The 18,806-nt window shown below is 67.2% G+C and carries 13 protein-coding genes; 6 read left to right on the forward strand and 7 right to left on the reverse strand.

What is annotated here, in order from left to right:
* Nucleotides 1-63 precede the first annotated feature (63 nt).
* Nucleotides 64-1,767, forward strand: a complete 1,704-nt coding sequence (locus tag V9K97_RS04415) for a ShlB/FhaC/HecB family hemolysin secretion/activation protein (RefSeq protein WP_337316961.1) — start codon at nt 64-66, stop codon at nt 1,765-1,767.
* Nucleotides 1,768-1,857: 90 nt separating this feature from the next.
* Nucleotides 1,858-2,583 carry a hypothetical protein gene (locus tag V9K97_RS04420; RefSeq protein ID WP_337316536.1) on the forward strand — a complete coding sequence of 242 codons (726 nt, stop codon included), beginning with the start codon at nt 1,858-1,860 and terminating at the stop codon, nt 2,581-2,583.
* A 15-nt stretch (nt 2,584-2,598) separates the two neighbouring features.
* Here the strand turns inward: V9K97_RS04420 and mdeB are convergent, their stop codons facing one another.
* Entirely contained in the window at nt 2,599-5,259 is a 2,661-nt protein-coding gene (gene mdeB / locus V9K97_RS04425) for an alpha-ketoglutarate dehydrogenase (protein WP_337316538.1), read from the reverse strand.
* A 105-nt stretch (nt 5,260-5,364) separates the two neighbouring features.
* Between mdeB and V9K97_RS04430 the strand changes: the two genes are divergently transcribed.
* Nucleotides 5,365-5,850, forward strand: coding sequence for an Lrp/AsnC family transcriptional regulator (locus V9K97_RS04430; protein ID WP_337316540.1), 486 nt, complete (start codon nt 5,365-5,367; stop codon nt 5,848-5,850).
* Nucleotides 5,851-5,892: 42 nt separating this feature from the next.
* On the opposite strand, the gene V9K97_RS04435 is transcribed toward V9K97_RS04430, so the two are convergent.
* On the reverse strand, nt 5,893-8,151 hold the full coding sequence (locus V9K97_RS04435; RefSeq protein ID WP_337316542.1) for a PhoX family protein: 2,259 nt from the start codon (nt 8,149-8,151) through the stop codon (nt 5,893-5,895).
* A gap of 100 nt (nt 8,152-8,251) precedes the next feature.
* Nucleotides 8,252-9,388, reverse strand: a complete 1,137-nt coding sequence (mltA, locus tag V9K97_RS04440; RefSeq protein WP_337316544.1) for a murein transglycosylase A — start codon at nt 9,386-9,388, stop codon at nt 8,252-8,254.
* Between mltA and V9K97_RS04445 the strand changes: the two genes are divergently transcribed.
* From V9K97_RS04445 to V9K97_RS04455, 3 genes are all read left to right on the forward strand, one after another.
* Complete coding sequence (locus V9K97_RS04445; RefSeq protein ID WP_337316546.1) at nt 9,387-9,548, forward strand: hypothetical protein; 162 nt, start codon at nt 9,387-9,389, stop codon at nt 9,546-9,548. The genes mltA and V9K97_RS04445 overlap by 2 nt on opposite strands.
* 197 nt (nt 9,549-9,745) lie before the next feature.
* Nucleotides 9,746-10,405: an OmpA family protein gene (locus V9K97_RS04450; RefSeq protein WP_337297226.1), complete on the forward strand. Its 660-nt coding sequence runs from the start codon at nt 9,746-9,748 to the stop codon at nt 10,403-10,405.
* Between the two features lie 117 nt (nt 10,406-10,522).
* Nucleotides 10,523-11,086 (forward strand): OmpA family protein, encoded by a 564-nt coding sequence (locus V9K97_RS04455; RefSeq protein WP_337316548.1) that lies wholly within the window; start codon nt 10,523-10,525, stop codon nt 11,084-11,086.
* A gap of 4 nt (nt 11,087-11,090) precedes the next feature.
* Here V9K97_RS04455 and V9K97_RS04460 read toward each other — a convergent pair whose 3' ends face one another.
* Genes V9K97_RS04460 through V9K97_RS04475 form a run of 4 tightly spaced genes read right to left on the reverse strand, consistent with a single transcriptional unit; the run spans nt 11,091 to nt 18,793 of the window.
* Nucleotides 11,091-11,717, reverse strand: coding sequence for a response regulator transcription factor (locus V9K97_RS04460; protein ID WP_157616401.1), 627 nt, complete (start codon nt 11,715-11,717; stop codon nt 11,091-11,093).
* Between the two features lie 42 nt (nt 11,718-11,759).
* Complete coding sequence (locus V9K97_RS04465; protein ID WP_337316550.1) at nt 11,760-13,808, reverse strand: two-component system sensor histidine kinase NtrB; 2,049 nt, start codon at nt 13,806-13,808, stop codon at nt 11,760-11,762.
* Complete coding sequence (locus V9K97_RS04470; RefSeq protein ID WP_337297228.1) at nt 13,809-14,624, reverse strand: carbon-nitrogen hydrolase family protein; 816 nt, start codon at nt 14,622-14,624, stop codon at nt 13,809-13,811.
* On the reverse strand, nt 14,621-18,793 hold the full coding sequence (locus V9K97_RS04475) for a YhdP family protein (protein ID WP_337316552.1): 4,173 nt from the start codon (nt 18,791-18,793) through the stop codon (nt 14,621-14,623). Before V9K97_RS04475 ends, V9K97_RS04470 begins: the two co-directional genes overlap by 4 nt.
* Between the last annotated feature and the right edge of the window lie 13 nt (nt 18,794-18,806).

The raw sequence follows: 18,806 nt of genomic DNA on the forward strand, positions 1-18,806 counted from the left end.
TGTATAGCGCTGAAGCTAAAAACTAGGGAGATCGACTTGAATCGCAATCTGCTGCTCGCCGTGATGGCGACGGCGCCGCTGTGGGCGCAGGCCCAGCAAACGCCCACCACCCCCCAGCCCTTCATCGAGCAACAGCGCCAACAGGAACGCGAACGCGCCCTGCGCGAGCAGAACGAGCGCACCGTCGATCAGCGCCCGCAGGCGGCACCGCCCGCACCGGTGGCACGCATTCCCGAGACCGAAGCCCCGTGCTTTCGGATCGACCGCGTGCTGCTGGTAGGCGAGCAGGCCGAGGCCTTCCAGTGGGCGGTCTCTGATCTGTCTGGGCCGGACGGCAACGATTCCCCGGTTGGCCGGTGTCTCGGCACGGCAGGCGTGAACGTCGTGCTCGCCCGCGCCCAGCAGGCGGCCATCGCCCGCGGCTTCGTCACCACCCGGGTACTCGCTGCGCCGCAGGACCTGTCCACCGGCACCCTGACCCTTTCGCTGGTGGCCGGGCGCATCGCGGCCATCCGCCTGACGCCCGATTCTTCCGCGACGCTGCTGGACAGCGGCGCCTTGCTGGAGTCGGCCATTCCGGCCCGGTCGGGCGATCTGCTGAACCTGCGCGACATCGAGCAGGGGCTGGAGAACCTCAAGCGCGCGCCCACGGCCGAGGCCGACATCCAGATCGAGCCCTCGACCGCGCCCGATGCCAAGCCGGGCGACAGCGACCTGGTGGTCAAGTACGTGCAGGCCAGGAAGTGGCGGGTGGCCCTGAGCCTGGACGACAGCGGCACCGAGGCCACCGGCCGCTACCAGGCCGGCGCCACGGTGTCGATGGACAACCCCTTCGGGCTGAACGACCTGTTCTACCTGAGCGCCAACCACAGCATCAACAACCACTTTCTCTCGGAGCCGAGCTACGGCACCGAGGGCCAGACGGTGCACTACTCGCTGCCGTACGGCTACTGGATGCTGGGGTTCACCGCCTCCAACAGCCAGTACCACCAGAGCGTGGCCGGGCTGAACCAGGACTATGTGTATGCGGGCAAGACCAACAACGCCGAGGTCAAGCTCTCGCGCCTGCTGTACCGCGACCAGAGCCGCAAGACGACGCTGGCGCTCAAGGGCTTCCGGCGTGAGTCGCGCAACTTCGTGGACGACACCGAGGTCGATGTGCAGCACCGGGTGGTGGGTGGCTGGGAGCTCGGCCTCAATCACAAGGAGTTCATCGGCGAGGCCACGCTGGAGGGCACGCTGGCGTTCAAACACGGCACGGGCGGCTTCGGTTCCATTGCGGCGCCGGAAGAAGAGTTCGGCGAAGGCACTTCGCGCATGAAGCTGTACACGGCCGAGGTGAGCCTGAATGCGCCCTTCAAGCTGGGCGAGCAGAAGCTGCGCTATTCGGGATTGATCCGCGCGCAGTGGAACCGCACGCCGCTGACGCCGCAGGACCGGTTCTCGATTGGCGGGCGTTACACGGTGCGCGGCTTCGATGGCGAGACGAGCTTGATGGGCGAGCGGGGCTGGCTGATTCGCAATGATGTTGGGTGGGCCATGGGTCAGAGCGGGGCGGAGCTGTATGTCGGCGCCGACTACGGGCATGTGGGCGGGCGCTCGACGGTCGACCTGCTGGGTCGCAGCCTCGCGGGTGCGGTCATTGGCGTGCGGGGGCAGTGGAGCAAGTTGAGCTATGACTTCTTCATGGGCGCGCCGATCCGCAAGCCCGAGGGGTATCGCACGGCCAGGACCACCTTCGGGTTCAACCTCAACGCAAGTTTTTGACAGACGTTGAACCGCCGCGCGCCGAGCAGCAGCCTGAGATCAACTGAGTCCGCCTTAAAAATTCCAAAATTTCAAATGAGAGGGAGCGCCATGAAACGCATCATCACCGTCTGCACCATCGCAGTCATGCTTGTCGCTTGCGCCGGTCGGTCCAAGCAAGCGACCAATGAAGAGCCCGAGCCACTGTCACACCCCCGGGTCGAGATCGTCTACAACGCCAAGTCCGAACTAGCTGTTCTGGATACCGGCGCGACGCCGACAGTCGGGCTCGGTGGTTTGCTCGGGCCTGTGGGAGTGCTGGTGGCGATTGGCGCTGACGTTGCCAGCCGCAGCAACTCGATGGACCAGGTCGCGAGCCGAAGCAAACGCTTTCAGCAGGCGATAGAAGAAAGCCAGGGCGAGTTGACGCTTCATCGGGAATACGCCGAACGCCTGGCCGAAGCCATGCGCGCGACAGGTCGCGAGGTCAAGCTCACACCAAGTGATCGCGCCACGGGCGCTGCGCGAAAAATGGAACTCGCGGGTCTGACGGCTACGCCTGGCTATGAGGTGATGCTGCTGCGCATCACCGCCGGCTACGGAGCGCCCAGCTTGACCGCGGACTTCCGGCCGATCATCTCGGTGGAGTACGCACTGCGCGACGACAAGCTGCAGCCCATCACGTGGAACTCCGTCATGTCAAACCGAGGCGGTCCCACCTACTTTGCGTATGACACCTTGCTCAAGGAAAACAAGGCAGCCTACGAGGGCGTGCGCCAGGAGCTGTTCGCCACCGTCGGGCGGGTGATGAACAACGACTTTCCCAAGCAGGAATAGCAGCAGTCGATCCGCTCACCCCAACGCATACCGCGCCGCCCGCGCAATGCTCCCCGCATCCACCCCAAAGAACTCCCGCAGCGCCGCACGCGTATCGCTGCGGCCGAACCCATCCGTTCCCAGGGTGAGATAGCGGCGGCCTTCGGGCAAATAGGCGCGCACGCTCTCGGGCACGGCACGCACGTAGTCGGTGGCGGCGATGATCGGGCCCTTTCCGGCGCCAAGCTTCTGCGCGACGAACGGCACGCCGGCTTCTTTCTCGCCCGCAATCGCGCGCTGCTCGCAAGCCAGGCCATCGCGCGCAAGCTCGCTCCAGCTCGTCACGCTGAACACTTCGGCCTCGATGCCTTCATCGGCCAGCAGCTGCGCAGCCTTGATAACCTCGGTGAGGATGGCGCCCGACCCCATGAGCGTGACGACCTTCTTCGTTTTCGCCTTGCCTGAAGCCGGCGCATACACGCCGAAGCGATAGCAGCCGCGCAGGATGCCCGCCTCTGCGCCCTCCGGCACATCAGGCTGCGCGTAGTTCTCGTTCATGAGCGTGACGTAATAGAACACGTCCTTCTGCTCGACCATCATTTCGCGGATGCCCGCGTCGACGATGACCGCCATCTCGCCGGCGTAGGCGGGGTCATAGGCCTTGCAGTTGGGAATGGTCGCGGCCACGAGGTGGCTGCTGCCGTCCTGGTGCTGAAGCCCTTCGCCGCCGAGGGTGGTGCGGCCCGAGGTAGCACCCAGCAAAAAGCCGCGCGCACGCTGGTCGGCCGCGGCCCAGATGGCGTCGCCCACGCGCTGGAAGCCGAACATCGAGTAGTAGATGTAGAAGGGCAACATCGCCAGGCCGTGCACGCTGTAGCTGGTGGCGGCTGCCGTCCAGCTGGCAATGGCACCGGCTTCGCTGATGCCTTCTTCCAGGATCTGGCCGTCGGTGGCTTCGCGATAGCTCAGCACCGAGCCGATGTCTTCAGGCGCATAGCGCTGGCCCACGCTCGAATAGATGCCGACCTGCTTGAACAGGTTGGCCATGCCGAAGGTGCGCGCCTCGTCGGCCACGATGGGCACGATGCGCGGGCCGAGCGCCTTGTCCTTCATGAGGTTGCCCAGCATGCGCACGAAGGCCATGGTGGTGCTCATTTCCTTGCCTGCTGCTGCTGTCGCAAACTGCGCATAGCTTGCGATGTCGGGCTTTGGCACCACGTCGCATGCGGTCTCTCGGCGGGGCATGGCGCCGCCGAGCGCGGCGCGGTGGCTGCGCAGGTACTGCATCTCGGCGCTGTCTTCGGGCGGGCGATAGAAGTCCATCGCAATGGCCTGCGCATCGGTCAGCGGCAGGTTGAAGCGGTCGCGGAATTCGAGCAGGTCGACGTCGCCCATCTTCTTGTGCGAGTGCGTGGTCATCTTGCCCTGCGCGGCGCTGCCCATGCCGTAGCCCTTCTTGGTGTGGGCGAGGATCACGGTGGGCTGGCCCTTGTGCGCGGCCGCGGCGGCATAGGCGGCGTAGATCTTCACCAAGTCATGGCCGCCGCGCTTCAGGCGGTCGATCTGCTCGTCGGTCATGCCTTCGGCCAGGCGCGCGAGTTCGGGGTTCTGGCCGAAGAAGTTGTCGCGGTTGAAGCGGCCGTCCTTGGCCGCAAAGGTCTGCATCTGGCCGTCAACGGTGTGGGCGAACACGCGCGCGAGCGCGCCGCTCACGTCCTGCGCGAAGAGGCCGTCCCAGTCGCTGCCCCACACGAGCTTGATGACGTTCCAGCCCGCGCCGGCAAAGAGCTTTTCAAGCTCGTCGATGATGCGGCCGTTGCCGCGCACCGGGCCGTCGAGGCGCTGCAGGTTGCAGTTGACGACCCACACGAGGTTGTCGAGCTTCTCGCGCGCGGCGAGCGTCAGCGCGCTCATCGATTCGGGCTCGTCCATTTCGCCGTCGCCGAACACGCCCCACACTTTGCGGCCCTCGCAGTCGAGCAGGTTGCGGTGCGTGAGGTAGCGCATGAAGCGCGCGTGATAGATCGAGCTGATCGGGCCGATGCCCATCGAGCCAGTCGGAAACTGCCAGAAATCCGGCATCAGATAGGGATGCGGGTAGCTGCTCAAGCCGCGTGCGCCGCTGCCTTGGGTGAAAGCGGGCGCAGTCAGTTCCTGGCGATAGTGCTTCAGGTCTTCTTCGCTGAGGCGGCCTTCGAGGTACGCGCGTGCGTAGACGCCGGGTGCGCTGTGCGGCTGGAAGAACACCAGGTCGCCTCGATGCTTTTCATCGCGCGCATGAAAGAAGTGATTGAAGCCGGTCTCGAACAAATCGGCCGCACTGGCATAGCTGGCAATGTGGCCTCCCAGTTCGCCGTACGCCTGGTTGGCCTTCGCCACCATTGCAAGCGCGTTCCAACGCATGAGCGACGCCAAGCGCTCCTCGACGGCCAGGTCGCCCGGAAACGGCGGCTGGTCTTCCACCGCAATGGTGTTGACGTAGGGCGTTGCGAGTTCGGGCTGCCATCCGATGCGTTGCTGCCGCGCAAGCCGGGCAAGCTCCACCAGCAACTGCCGTGCGCGCTGCGGGCCATGCGTTTGCGCCAGCGCCAGGAACGCGTCGCGCCATTCGGCGGTCTCGGCAGGGTCGGGGTCGTGCGAAAGCGGCGTGTCGAGCAGCAGCTCGCGCATCTGGTCGGATGAAATCGGGGCATTCATGCCGGCACTTTAGGCCGCAACGGCAAGAATTAGCTACCGGCCTGGGCATACCCATGGCACCAGCGCAGCATAAAATTCCTGAAAACCAACCGAACGCCGCATTTCGTGCAACTCGACACCATTGACCTGCGCATCCTCGACGAGCTGCAACGCGACGGCGGCTTGTCGAACGTGGAGCTCGCGCGCCGCGTTCAGCTGTCGCCCTCGCCTTGCCTCGCGCGCGTGAAGGCGCTGGAAGCCGGCGGCGTGATCGACCGTTATGTGGCGCTCGCGAATGCGAAGGCGCTGGGCCTCGGGCTCAATGTGTTCATCTCGATCAGCCTCACCACGCAAAGCAAGCAGTCGCTCGCCGACTTCGAGCAGCGCATTGCGGAGCACGACGAAGTGATGGAGTGCTACCTGATGACGGGCGACAGCGACTACCTGATCCGCATCGCAGTGGCGGACATGGCGGCGCTGGAGAAATTCATCCTGGAACAGCTCACGCCGATTCCGGGCATCGAGAAGATCCGCTCGAGCTTTGCGCTCAAGCAGGTCAGATACAAAACGGCGCTGCCGTTGCCGGTAGCGCCGCTTAAGTTCAAAGGGTAAGCCACCCACCCGCATGGGTGGCTGGCTCACGGCCGGCCGTCCTCAGCTGCCGACGCGTCCGCCGTCGTCCTTGGTGATGACGATGGTTGCCGAACGCGGGCGCTTGCCTGCACCGTAGCCTGCGTTGGAAGGCCACTGGCTGGTGTACTTCGACGGGTCCGCCAGGTTGGCTTGCTTGGTGCTTTCGCCGGGGTGCTGGATGTTGACGAAGATCGCCTTGCCGTCCGGCGTTTCGCACAGGCCGGTGAGCTCGCAGCCCGAAGGGCCGACCAGGAAGCGCTTGAGCGTGTCCGCCGTCGGTTGCTTGCCGATCATGGTGTCGACCGTGTACTGCGTGCTGTCCGCGCGCTGGTAGGTCAGGGTCTTCTTGGCGCCGTCGCCGACCTGGCCCGGCAGGGCGGCCAACATCATGCAGTTGGTCACGTCGGTGTAGGCGCCGTCATCGGTCTGGATCCAGCAGATACCGGTCGAACGGCTGAACACCAGGCCGTCGGGGCTGGAGAAGTCCTGGTCGCCGGTGAGCTTCGAGAGGTTCACCGTATCGGCATTGGCGCCCGACTCGGCACCGAAGGCGTACACGTCCCAACGGAAGCTGGTGCTCGCCGGATTGCCGCCGGCATCGGCCATGCGCAGGATGTGGCCGTTCGGGTTGCCGGACTGCGCGGTCGCGCCCTTCATGTCGGTGTAGACGCGCGGGTTGGCCGGATCGGGAGCCAGCTGCGAAGACGAGGCCGGCTCGATGCGGCGGTTGCTGTTGTTGGTCAGCGTGAGGTACACCTCGCCGTTGGCCGGGTTGGTGGCGCACCACTCGGGGCGGTCCATCTTGGTGGCGCCGACGGCATCGGCCGCAAGGCGCGCGTTGACCACCACATCGGCCAGGTTGGCAAACGAATAGCCGGCAAAGCCTGCCACCGCGGGGTTCGAGAGCGACAGCTCCTGCCAGGTGCCCGCACCGTCGGCATCGAAGCGCGCCACGTAGAGCGTGCCCTGGTCGAGGTACTTGGCACCGGTGGCGAGCGGATCGACCGGGTTGGCATCGGCCTCTGACCAGACCGCATCGGAAACGAACTTGTAGAAGTATTCGTTGCGCGCGTCGTCGCCCATGTAGCAGGCCACCTTCTGGCCCACGACCGGCTTGCTGAACGCAATGCTCTCGTGTGCGTAGCGGCCCAGGGCGGTGCGCTTCACGCCGAGCTTCGACTTGTTGTACGGGTCGAACTCGACGACGAAGCCCATGCCGTTCATCTCGTTGCGGTAGTCGTCGGTACCGTCGGTGGAAGCGCCGGTCTTGCTGATGTTCCAGCGCTGGTACTTGTCGTCCGCGCCGGCGGATTCCCAGCCGTGGCGGCTCGCGGTGCCTGCGGTGCGGCCATAGCGCTTGAGCGAGGTCACGCTCTTGTCGTTGCCGCGTGCGGTGTCATCGCCCGCTGCGCGGGTGAAGTAGTTCACCCAGTTTTCTTCGCCGGTGAGGAAGGTGCCCCACGGCGTCTTGCCGGTGCCGCAGTTGTTGAGCGTGCCGCGCGTCTTGACGCCGGTGGGCGAGTACTTCGTCTTCATCAGCGCGTCGCCCTTGGCGGGGCCTGCGATGTCGATCTCGGTCAGCGGCGTCACGCGGTGGTTGAATGCCGAATCCTGGACGTAGCTCCACTTGCCGGCGCCGTCCTTGCGCACCTCGAGCACTGCGATGCCGTGGACGGCGACTTCCTTGTCCACTTCCGCGGCCGGGCGGGGCAGCGTGGTGGTGCCTCCGTTGGCGTGCAGGAAGAACGAGGCCAGCGTTTCGTCGGTCGTCGCCTCATGGTTCACCCCGAGCAGGCCGCGGTCGATGCTCGAGTCGGAGCGCTTGCCGTCGGCGCCCAGGCCAAACCACTCCATGCCGTCGTGGTGGTCGCCGCCGCGGTTTTCAAAGTCGGTATCGGTGCCGTCGTTCGCATAGGCCGGCGTGGTGCCGGACAACGGATCGCCGAGGGCGTAGATGACGCTGGCGCTGTAGCCGACGGGAATGACGACGTTGTCGGCCAGGCTCTTCGCCACGGCGCCGAAGCCCAGCAGCTTTTCGACCGGGCCAGGGGCCGGGCCGGGAGCTGGCGCGGGTGCCGGGGCCGGTGCGGGTGCCGGAGGAAGAATCGGAAACCCCACGCCACCGCCCCCGCTACCGCCGCCGCAGGCGGTCAGTACGGCAGCGCTAACGCCGCCCAGCAGCAGGCCACGGCGGTTGAGCCGGTTGGCCAGTACGCTGTCGAAGGTGGGGTTGGCGGAACGATTGGAGTCTTCGTCGTTGAAGTCGATGCGGTCTGACATTGGAGGAATTCGTGGGGTGGTGGAAAAAAACACCCCATGCTAGGAAGCCCCCGTGACATCGCCGTGAATCCGAAATGACAGCTCGCTTACGTCCTATGTCTTACTGCTTGGGCCACAGCGCCCACAAGCGCAGCGGCTGGTTCATGCTCGCAGCCAGCCGGCCGGCATCGGCACCGGTGCCGGCAAAGTAGTCCGCGCGCACGGCGCCGACGATGGCGCTGCCGGTGTCCTGCGCGACCACGAGCTTCTGCAGCTGTGCGGCGGGGCCGCTCGAGGCGAGCCACACCGGCGTGCCGTACGGAATGCTTTCGCGGTCGACCGCGATCGAGCGCCCCGCCGTGAGCGGCACGCCCTGCGCGCCGCGGGGGCCGAACGAAGCGTCCAGCTCGCTCATCGTCTCTTCGCGGAAGAACACATAGCGCGGATTGCTCCACAGCAATTGCGACACGCGCTGCGGGTTCTGCGCGGCCCATGCCTTGGTGTCGTCAGGCCATTTGCCGACCTTCGACACGCCTTGCGACATCAGCCATTGCTGCACGCTCTTGTAAGGCTGCTCGTTGGTGGCCGCAAACGCCACGCGCACGGTGCGCTGCACGCCGTTGGCTTCGGTGATGCGAAGGCGCCCCGAGCCCTGGATGTGCAGCATGAGCGCATCGATGGGGTCGGCCATCCACGCGATCTCGCGGCCGCGCAGCGCCGCCTGAGCCTCGGGCAGGGTTTCGATCTCTTGCCGGGTGTACCAGGGGCGGCGCGGCACCAGGCCTTCCGGCGCCTGGTAGATCGGAACGTTGAAGGTGGCGGTGGGCACGCGCGAGGCGTCGTACACCGGCTCGTAGTAGCTCGTGAGCTTGCCTTCGCTGGAGCCCGCGAGCGACTCGACCCGGTAGGGCTGCAGCCGGTCGGTCATCCACTGGCGCTGCTCTTCGGGCGTCGCAATGGCCAGCTGGCGCACGTCGCGGCACAGCGGTGCAAAGGCGGCATTGGGGCGCGCGCAGTTGGCAAGCAACGCAATCCAGGCTTCGTGCAGCGGATCGTCGCTGAAACCCGGAAGCTCCGACCAGCCGACGGGCACCCATCGGCTCTTGGGATGCGCCAGCGAGCCGGTCAGGGGGCCGAGGTCGCGCGGGGGCGTTACGGTGGGGCGCGCCGGGGTTTCCGGTGCGCGCGGGCTGAGCGAGCAGCCCGCCATCGTTGCTACGATCGCGAGCCCTACCAGCCACTGGAGTCCATTTCTCATGGGATTGATTTTGCTTGAAGCCCTCGGGGCAGGGCTCGTGCTCATATTGATCGTCTGGTGGACCATGTTTTCCGGTCGAAAGAAGGGTGAGCTGCACGAAGAAGATGAGACCGCCGATGACAACGAGTCCTCCAAGCAGGGCCGCCCCCCAGAAGCGTGAATTTCTTGCGTAGCCGCAAGTCGCAGGGAAATGTCGGAGAAGAACCCATTAGCTATTACTTTAGTAGCAATCATCCTAGCATTCATCGGACGCGGCGAAAGGTTTTCCTGTTTTCGGCGGATCGCTAAGGCCGTACCATCGCATGCTTGCCGAAGCTAAGCTGTGGCCCGCCTGATTCATCCTTGAAAGGGAAAGCCATGAAAAAATTCGTTCTCGCCACCTCCGCCGCCGCCCTCGTCCTGTCCGGCTGTGCCGGCGGCATGACCGACACCCAACGCAACACCGGCATCGGTGCCGGCATCGGCGCCTTGGGCGGTGCGGCCATCGGCTCCGCCACCGGCGGCAACCGCGGTGCCATCGGCACCGGTGCCGTTGTGGGTGCCGCAGCCGGCGCGCTCGGCGGCTACCTGTGGTCGCAGCGCATGGAAAACCAGAAGCGCCAGATGGAAGCCGCCACACAAGGCACCGGCATTGCGGTCACGCAAACCCCGAACAACGAGCTCAAGCTCCAGATTCCGAGCGATGTGTCGTTCGACGTGGGCCGCTCCAACATCAAGTCGAACTTCGCGCCCGTGCTCGACCAGTTCGCAAGCGGCCTGCGCAACAACCCGAACGCCGAGGTGCGCATCATCGGCCACACCGACAACACCGGCTCGGACGCCATCAACAACCCGCTGTCGGTCGACCGTGCCGCCAGCACGCGCGACTACCTGGTGGCACGCGGCGTGAGTGCCGCGGCCTTCCGCATCGAAGGCCACGGCTCGCGTGAGCCGATTGCCGACAACAACAGCGATGCCGGCCGGGCCCAGAACCGCCGCGTCGAAATCTTTGTGGGCGAGCGCGCACCGCGAGGCTGAACTCGCCAGTAGATAGAAAAATAAGTAAGTAAGCCAGACAAGAAGAAAAAAGCCGGCCGGGCGGGAGCGGCCGGCGCCCATCGTTATCGTTTCAATGTCAATCCAGAGGGAAAACTCATGAGGAAGTTTGTTGTTTCGGGTGCGGCTGCGGCCGCATTGTTCATTGCGGGCTGCGCTTCGCAATCGCCTGCGCCGGGTGCTGCAACCGCACCGGATGCCCAGTCGGCCGCGCCGTCCAACAGCTGGACCGCGCGCCTGGCGTCGCTCAAGACCGAGCTGGAAAATTCCACCAAGGGCACGGGCGTGGCGATCGAGCAGACCGCGGACAACCAGCTGCACCTTGTGGTTCCCAACGAGCTTTCGTTCGACGTGGGCCGCTCCAACGTGAAGCGCAACCTCGCCCAGGTGCTCGACAAGGTCGCCGAAGGCCTGCGCAGCGCCACCGCAGCCAGCGTGCGCGTGGTGGGCCACACCGACAACACCGGCAGCGAAGAAGGCAACGAGCGCCTCTCCGTGAGCCGCGCCGACAGCGTGCGCAACCACTTGGTGGCGCGCGGCGTTTCGACCACCGCCATCACCACCGATGGCCGCGGCTCGCGCGAGCCCCTGGCCGACAACGGCACCGCCACCGGCCGTGCGCAGAATCGCCGCGTCGAAATCTTCGTCGCGGAAAAAAGCTGATCTCTTAGAGATCTCTCAAGCGGTTGGCCAGCTCAACCGCTGACTTCACTTCCATCTTTTCGAACACGCGCGCGCGGTGGACCTCCACCGTGCGCACGCTGATCGCGAGCTGGTCGGCAATCAGCTTGTTCGGCAGGCCTTCGACCACGAGCCGCATCACGTCGCGCTCGCGCTCGGTGAGTTCGGCAATGCGGCCGGCCAGGCTGCGCCGCACGCGCTGCACCTCGAGCGCCCGAAGCGAAGCACCCAGCGCCTGCTCGATGCGGTCGACCAGCGCGTTGTCCGAGAACGGTTTCTCGCAAAAATCGAAGGCACCGCGCTTCACTGCGTCCACCGCGGTCGGCACATCGGCGTGGCCGGTCAGAAAGATCACGGGCATGGCATCAAGCAGGCCTCGCTCCGCAAGCCGGTCGAACAGCACCAGCCCGCTGGTGCCAGGCATGCGCACATCCAGCAGCAGGCACAACGGCTGCTGAGGCAGCGGCCCTTCGGCCAGGCGCTGCTCGAAGGCCTCGGCGCTTGCAAAGTGCTCGCTCTCCAGTCGGCGCGAGCGCAGCAGCCAGGCCAATGCCTCGCGCACGCTGGCGTCGTCGTCCACGATGAAGATGAGGCCGTCGATCAGCGGTTGCATATCAGTCGTTTCAAAAATGTGGCCGCGGCAAACCTGCAAGGGTCATGCCGCCGGCAGGGTAAAGCGGAACACCGTGCCTCGGGGCTGGTTGGGCTCGAACATCAGCACGCCGCCGTGCTGCTCCACCACGGTGCGGCACAGGCTGAGGCCAAGCCCCATGCCGTCGGCGCGCGTGGTGAAGAAGGGCGTGAACAGGCGGCTCGCCACCTCTTCGCTGATGCCGCTGCCGAGGTCGGCCACCGAGAACTCGAGCCAGCGCCGCGCGTCTTCCACGCCCGTGCCGCCTACCGCCACGGCGCGCGCCACGCGCAGCCGCAGCACCCGTTCTCCGGCATTGTCCGGCGTGTCCATGGCCTGCATGGCGTTGCGCGCCAGGTTGAGCAGCACCTGCTCGACCAGTGTGCGGTCGCACATGGCCTGCGGCAGGCGGTCTTCGAGCAGCACCTCGATGATCACGCCGAGCTTGCGCGCCTGCAGCCGCACCAGCGGCAGCACCGCATCGACAAGTGCCTGGGGCGCCACGGCCTCGCGCGTGCGGTCGCGCCGGCGCACGAAGTCGTGCACGCTGCGAATCACCTGGCCGGCGCGGTCGGCCTGCTCGGCAATGCGCCGCACAGCCATGGCCACTTCGGCCTGCTCGCCCTTGGCATGGGGGCCGAGCATGTTGAGCGAGCCGGTGGCATAGCTGGCAATCGCGGCCAGCGGCTGCGTGAGCTCATGGCTCAACAGCGATGCCATTTCGCCCACCGTGGCAAGCCGTGCGCTGGCCTGCAGGCGCTCCTGGCTGGCACGCGAGAGTTCTTCGATGCGGCGCTGCTCGCTGATGTCGATGAACGCGCTCATCCAGCCGGTCTGCACGCGCTGCGCGTTGATGAGCGGGGCCTCGAAGATGAGCACCGGAAAGCGCGTGCCGTCCTTGCGCATGAAGACCGACTCGAAGCCCTCGCGCGGCGGCATGCCGCCGGCCAGGCGCCTGGCTTGCCGCTGCTGGTATTCGTGCGCCAGCTCGGTGGGCCAGTAGGGCACCTCGGACGATTCGCCGCTGCCGGCCATCAGCTCTTCGGGGCTGAAGCCGACCATCTCGCAGAACGCGGGATTGACGTAGGTAATGCGCCCCTGCAGGTCGCGTGCGCGCAGCCCGGTAATGACGGAATCTTCCATCGCCTTGCGAAAGGCGAGCGCATCGGCCAGGTCGCGTTCGGCGCGCAGGCGCCGGCGCGTGTCGCGCGCCAGCAGCACCAGCACCGACACCAGCGCGATCGAAATGCCGGTGACCAGCGCCGTCAGCACGTTCGGAAAAAGATCGGGCGCCGCGCGCCAGCCGTCGACGCGCAGCATCAGCGCGGCACCGGGCAAGTCGATGAGTTGCTGCGAGGTGAAAACGCGCGTTCCCGTGCGGCGCGAGGTGCCGAGCGCCACCAGCCGCGTGCCGTCGGTTTCGGTAAAAGCCACCTCTTGCCCGCGCGTGAGCGTGGGGCCGACCAGTTCGATGAGCGTGTCGCGCAGCGAGTAGCTCGCGACCAGGAAACCGCCCGCGTCGATGGGCACGCAGAGCTCCATCACCTCGACGCCGCCTCCGCCGAGCACCGGCACGAAGTGGCTCGGCGAATAGGCGGGCGCACCGAGCTTGCGCGCGGCGGTGCAGGCCAGCGCCACGTCGGTCTGGTCGGCACCGCGGCTTTCCTCGTCGATAAGGCGCATGCGGTAGGGCGTGTTGGCCGACTCCAGCGGACGCAGCGCGGCGTCGCGCCACTCGAGGCGAAGCCACTCGCGATGCTCCCTCAGCAAGGTGGCCGCGGCCTCGGGCCAATGCGTGCGGTCCAGGCCCGAAGCCTGCGTGGCGCGCAGGCTCTGCGCATTGCGCTGCAAGCCGATGCGAAGGTCGGACACCGCATCGGCCGTGTCGCGGTCGAGCGCCGCCTGCACCTGCTCCACTTCATGCCGCCCCGCGAGCCACACCACGGTAACGAGCAGTGCGGACACCAGCACGGCCAGAATGAGCCAAAGAAACCAGCGCTTCCACAGCGAGCGCAGGCGCGCGAACGCCAACAGCGCCCACCGTGGCGACGCGGCGGTCAGCACATCCTGCATCTAGAGCACGCAGTGCGAGAGCACCGGCAGCTGCGCGCGCATGCGCCCGGTCTGCCCGGCATCGATGTCGACCAGCACCACGCCTTCTTCGAGGGCCTGCTGCGCAACCACGGTGCCCCACGGGTCGACCACCATCGATTGGCCCCACGTATGGCGGCCGTTCTCGTGCGTGCCGCCCTGCGCAGGCGCGACCACCCAGGCCAGGTTTTCGATGGCGCGCGCGCGCAGCAGCACCTCCCAATGCGCGGCACCGGTGGTGCGGGTGAAGGCGCTGGGCACCAGCAGCAGGTCGGCGCCCTGCTTGGCAAGCGCGCGGTACAGCTCCGGAAAGCGCAGGTCGTAGCAAACGCTCATGCCCACGCGCCAGCGGTGGCCGTCACGCGAGGGCAGGTCGAACACCACGGGCTTGGCGCCCGGTGCGATGACGCGGCGCTCGTCGTAGCGCTCGGTGCCGTTGTCGAAGTAGAACAGGTGGATCTTGTCGTAGCGCGCCACGCACTGGCCATCAGGCGAGTAGCACAGCGAGCTGTTGAACACGTGCTCCGCATCGTTGCTTTCGATGGGCAGCGTGCCGCCGACGATCCACAGGCCGAACTCGCGCGCCGCATCGGCAAGAAAGCCCTGCACCGTGCCGGCGCCGGCGGTTTCGCGCAGGCCCAGCTTGTCGGTGTCTCGCGCGCCCATCATGCAGAAATACTCGGGCAGCACCGCCAGCTCGGCGCCGTCCGCCGCGGCTTGCGCGAGCAGGTCGTGGGCGCGTGCGAGGTTCGCTTCGCGGGCGATGGCCGACACCATCTGGATGGCTGCGACTTTCATTGCGTGGTCTCCGTTTTCCGGCCTTCGGCGGCGGGCGCCGGCGCGGGAAGATTCAGGGGATTGGGCAGGATGGACCGCGGCACCTTGGCTATCTTGGGGTCGGCCCAGGTGCCTTCGATGTGAAACTCCTGCGTGGCGGCGGCTGCGAGCGGCTTGCTCAGCACCCATTGGGCCAGGAAGGTGCCCAGCCCGATGGCGGGGTTGATGGCGGTGGCCACCAGCGCGGCCGTGCCGGCATTGATTTCGGGCACCACCACCACGCGCAGGTCCTGGGTTTCGCGCACGATGTCCGCCGAGCCGTCCATGAGCGCGGCGGCGTTGACGCCCTTCATCTGCAGGTTGTTGGTGCTCGCAATGCCGTTCGTGATCTTCGCGTCGCCGCGGATGAAGTCGAAGGCGAAGCCCTGGCTGAACACATCGCGGAAGTCGAGCGTGAGCCGGCGCGGCAACGCCTGCAGGCTCAGCACGCCAAGCAGCTTGGCAAGGCCGGGGTCGGCCTTGAGGAACTGGCCCGATCCCACGTTGACCTGCAGCTGCCCGCCCAGGCTGGGGTAGTCGAGCGAGAACGGCGAACCGCGCCAGTTGACGTCGCCCTCGAGCCGCCCGCTGCCGCGCCGCAGCACGCCGGGCATGCCGAAGCGCGCAAGCAGGTCGCCGGCATCTGCAATGTCGAGCCTGAAGGTCATGGCGGTGCGGCGCTGCTCGACGCGTCCGGCCCTGCCGCCCGGCACGGCAGCCCAGGTGCCCTTGGCCGCGAAGCTCGCCTCGGGCATGGTGAAGCTCAGCTTGTTGAGCAGCCATTCGCGGCCGGCGCCGCCGCGGTTGACCGCATCGATCTCGGCGCGGCCGAGCCGCTTGCCGAGCAACTCGAAGTCGTCGATGACGATGTCGAGCGCGGGCAACGTGCCGGGCTGTTCGTCGAGCAGCGTCTCGACCTGCGTCGCCTCGGTTGGCGCGATCTTGAGCCGCGCGAGCCGCGCATGGAGCCGCCCGGCCTGCGAGTGGCTGTACTCGGCATAGCCGCTGAGCTCGGTGGCGTCGATGTTGGCGCGCCAGAGCGAGCCGTCGCGCGTGCCGCCCAGCACCACGTTGTGCAGCGTGCGGCCCGCAATGCCGAGCTCCTGCGCGCGCACGGCAATGCGCGTGGGAAGGTAGCCCATGGCCGCGTCTTCGGGTCGCTCGGCGCCACCCGCTTCAGCCGCATTGGTTGCGGTGTCGCCGACCAGGGCTTTCCACGCAGGCATGTCGAGCTTGGCGACGTTCACGTTGGCCAGCACGCCCCTGTCGGGCACGCTGGCCGTTTCGCCAGGCGCCAGGCCAATGCCGATGCTTCCGCGCAGCACGCGCGCGTCGGCGCCCGAGATGTCGCGCACATATTGGGCGCTGCCGATGCGGCCGAGCTCCAACGAAAGCTGGTCTTGCACCGCAATGCCGGCGCCCGCGCGGGTTTCGCGCTGAAGCACTTTCTTTTCGATGCGCAGCGGCATCTGCTCGTCCGCCGTCTTCACGAGCGGGGCGGGCAATTGCAGCGCCAGGCCCTGCAGGGTGCTGGTGAGCAGGAACTCCGGCGCGCCGTCTCGCATCGAGAAAGTGACCGCGTAAGGCGTGCTGCCCGTAGCCTTGGCCGCGATGCGGGTCAGCCACTCGGCCTCGCGCGCACTGCGAAGGCCTTCGGCGGTTGCGGTGCCCTGCGCTTTGAGTGTTACTTCGCGGTTGGCGCCGGCAAAGCGGCCGCGGCCCTCGATGCGGACGTCGCCGCCCAGCAGCCTGGCGTTGAGGCCGGCCAGCGAAAAGTTGGTTTCGGTAAAGCCGACGACGCCCTTCGCGTGCGTGAACGACGGCGCCTCGGGCGCCAGCTGCAGCTCGTTGTCCGACAGCGCAATGCTGGCCTGGACCTTGGCCGCGTCCATGTCCTCGAGTGGCAGTTCGAGGTGCAGCCGGTAGTCGGCCGTGCCGGTGGCGCGCGCACGCGACAGCACCTCGCCGGTTTCGCCGGCCAGCGGCGCGCCCACGCGCAGCAGTTCGCCGAGCGGCCCCTTGGCCTGGGCATCGACGCGCAGCAGCGAGGCATGGTGCGACATGTCGGCAATCTGCGCCTCGGCCTTGGTGACCTCGATGCCGGTGGCCCCCGCCAGCCGGCCGCGCGCGTTGCGCACCAGCATGCCCGCGCGCTCGAACACCAGCTCGCCCGAGACGCCGGTCAGGGCGGGCCAGACCGCCGCGGGCGTACCGGGCCGGGCCGAAGCAGCGGCCCTGGAGGCGGTGGACGCCGCGGTGGCGGAAGCCGGCGGCACGTAGGCGTAGTTGACATCGGCCACCTTGGCCACGATGCGGAACTCGCCCTGCTTCGGGTCCATGAAGGGCATGTCGTGCAGGTCGCCGCGCACGCGGAAGTCGACGCTGCTGGCCGTGCCCTTGGTGACCGCCTGGCGCACGTAGTCGCGCGTGTGCTGGGGAATGTCGAGCGGCAGGTAGCGGAACACGCGCGTGCCGTCGGCGCGGGTCAGCTTGCCCTGCAGGTCGAGCACACCGGGGTAGAGCGACTGGCCGGCGGAAATGGCGGGATCGCTGGTGCGCCAGCTGGCTTCGGCCTCGCCCTCGGCATCGGCGTTGGCGAAGCGCAGCTTGGATACCTGCAACTGCGCATGGCCCTTGTCGAGCTTCCACTGGAGCTGGGCCGCCAGCCGGTCGATGGGAATGACGGGCTCCTCGAAAACGCCCGGAAACTCGAGCGTGCCCTGCGCCATGGACAGCGCGGCGGTGCCGCCGTTGTGGGTGGCGTCGAAATCGATGGTGGCGCCGCTCAAGCCGGGCGAGCCGGCGTGCGCGTGGGGGGGGGCCGGGGCGCCGGCCTTGGGAGCTGCGGAAACCACGGGCGGGGCGGGTTGCGACGCGACCCGCAGGCCGCTGACGCGCCCCTTGGCCTGGTAGCGCTCGGGCGCACCCAAAGAACCCTGCCAGTTCAGGTCGATGCGCTCGACCAGCCCACGCGGCGCATAGGCATCGAGCACACGGTGCGTGGCCTCGCCCAGCGGCAGGCGGTCGGCAATGAGGGCCAGCGCGGCCAGGTCGAGCCGGTCGGCGCGCAAGGCGCCGTGCTCCGGCGTGCGGCCGCGCGCGGGCGAGTGCTGCATCCACAGGTTGCCGCCGGGCCAGCGCATGCCGTCGGCGGTGTCGAACTGCAGCGCGGCGGTCGAGAATTCGAAGTTCTCTTCATTGAGTTGGCCGGCAAGCCGGCCGGTGACCGAGCGCAGCACCAGCGGCTGCAATCCCCGTCCCAGCGAGGCATCGACGCGGTTGAGCCCCAGGTCGGCGGCGCCGCCCACGATCTGCCCGTCCTTCACGTCGGCCCAGACGCGCAGCGCGCCGCTGCCTTCGCGGATGCGCGCGTCGATGGAGACGTAGCGGCCGAGGCGGGTCACGTCCATGTAGGGCAGGTCGGCGTAAAGCTGGCCGTCCCACGTCTGCCAGCGGCCCGAGCGCACTGAGAGCAGAGGCTGGCGGAACTGGCCGCGCAGGGTGAAGCGCTCGCCCCAGCCGGCCGGCGGAGTGGCGTCGAGCCGCAGCCCGTGGCGGCGGCCACCGTTGCGGGCCACAAAACGCACATCGGTCAGCAACAGGGGCTCGGCCTGGCGCTGCTCGTCGGTCCAGCGGACGGTGCCGCCTTCGACCACCAGTTCGCGCTGGGCGAAAAACCAGTCGGCGGCGCGGGTCTCTCCGGTGGTGTCGTTGGACATGTGCAGGCCGGCCACGTGCAGCTTGCCCAGCACGTCGCGGCGCACGTCGACCTGCGGCCCCTCGATGTAGAGCTGCTCGAAATTGAGGCGCCACAAGGAGCGCGGCGACACGCTCGCCACCACCCGCACAAGGCGCAGGGCTTCGCGTTGGCTGGCATCATGCAGCACCACGTCGCGCAGCTCGAAGGCAGGAAACAGACTATCCGAACGGGCGGTGATCGACCCGATGCGCACAGGTACCCCGATGGCCTTGCTGGCTTGTGCCTCCAGGGCACCACGGTAATCGCCGATTCGCGGCACAATCCACGCGTGTAGGACAACCACTGACAGTGCAAGCAGAAGCCATGCAGCGATCAGTAAACCCAGCAGCCAGCGCGCCGTCGCAGCGGTGATCTTGAGCAGACGTGAAGGGGGAGACGCCGTGTCGTTCATTGAGGATCGCGCT

It is taken from the genome of Variovorax sp. CCNWLW186, from assembly GCF_037203865.1.
Taxonomy (GTDB): Bacteria; Pseudomonadota; Gammaproteobacteria; order Burkholderiales; family Burkholderiaceae_C; genus Variovorax.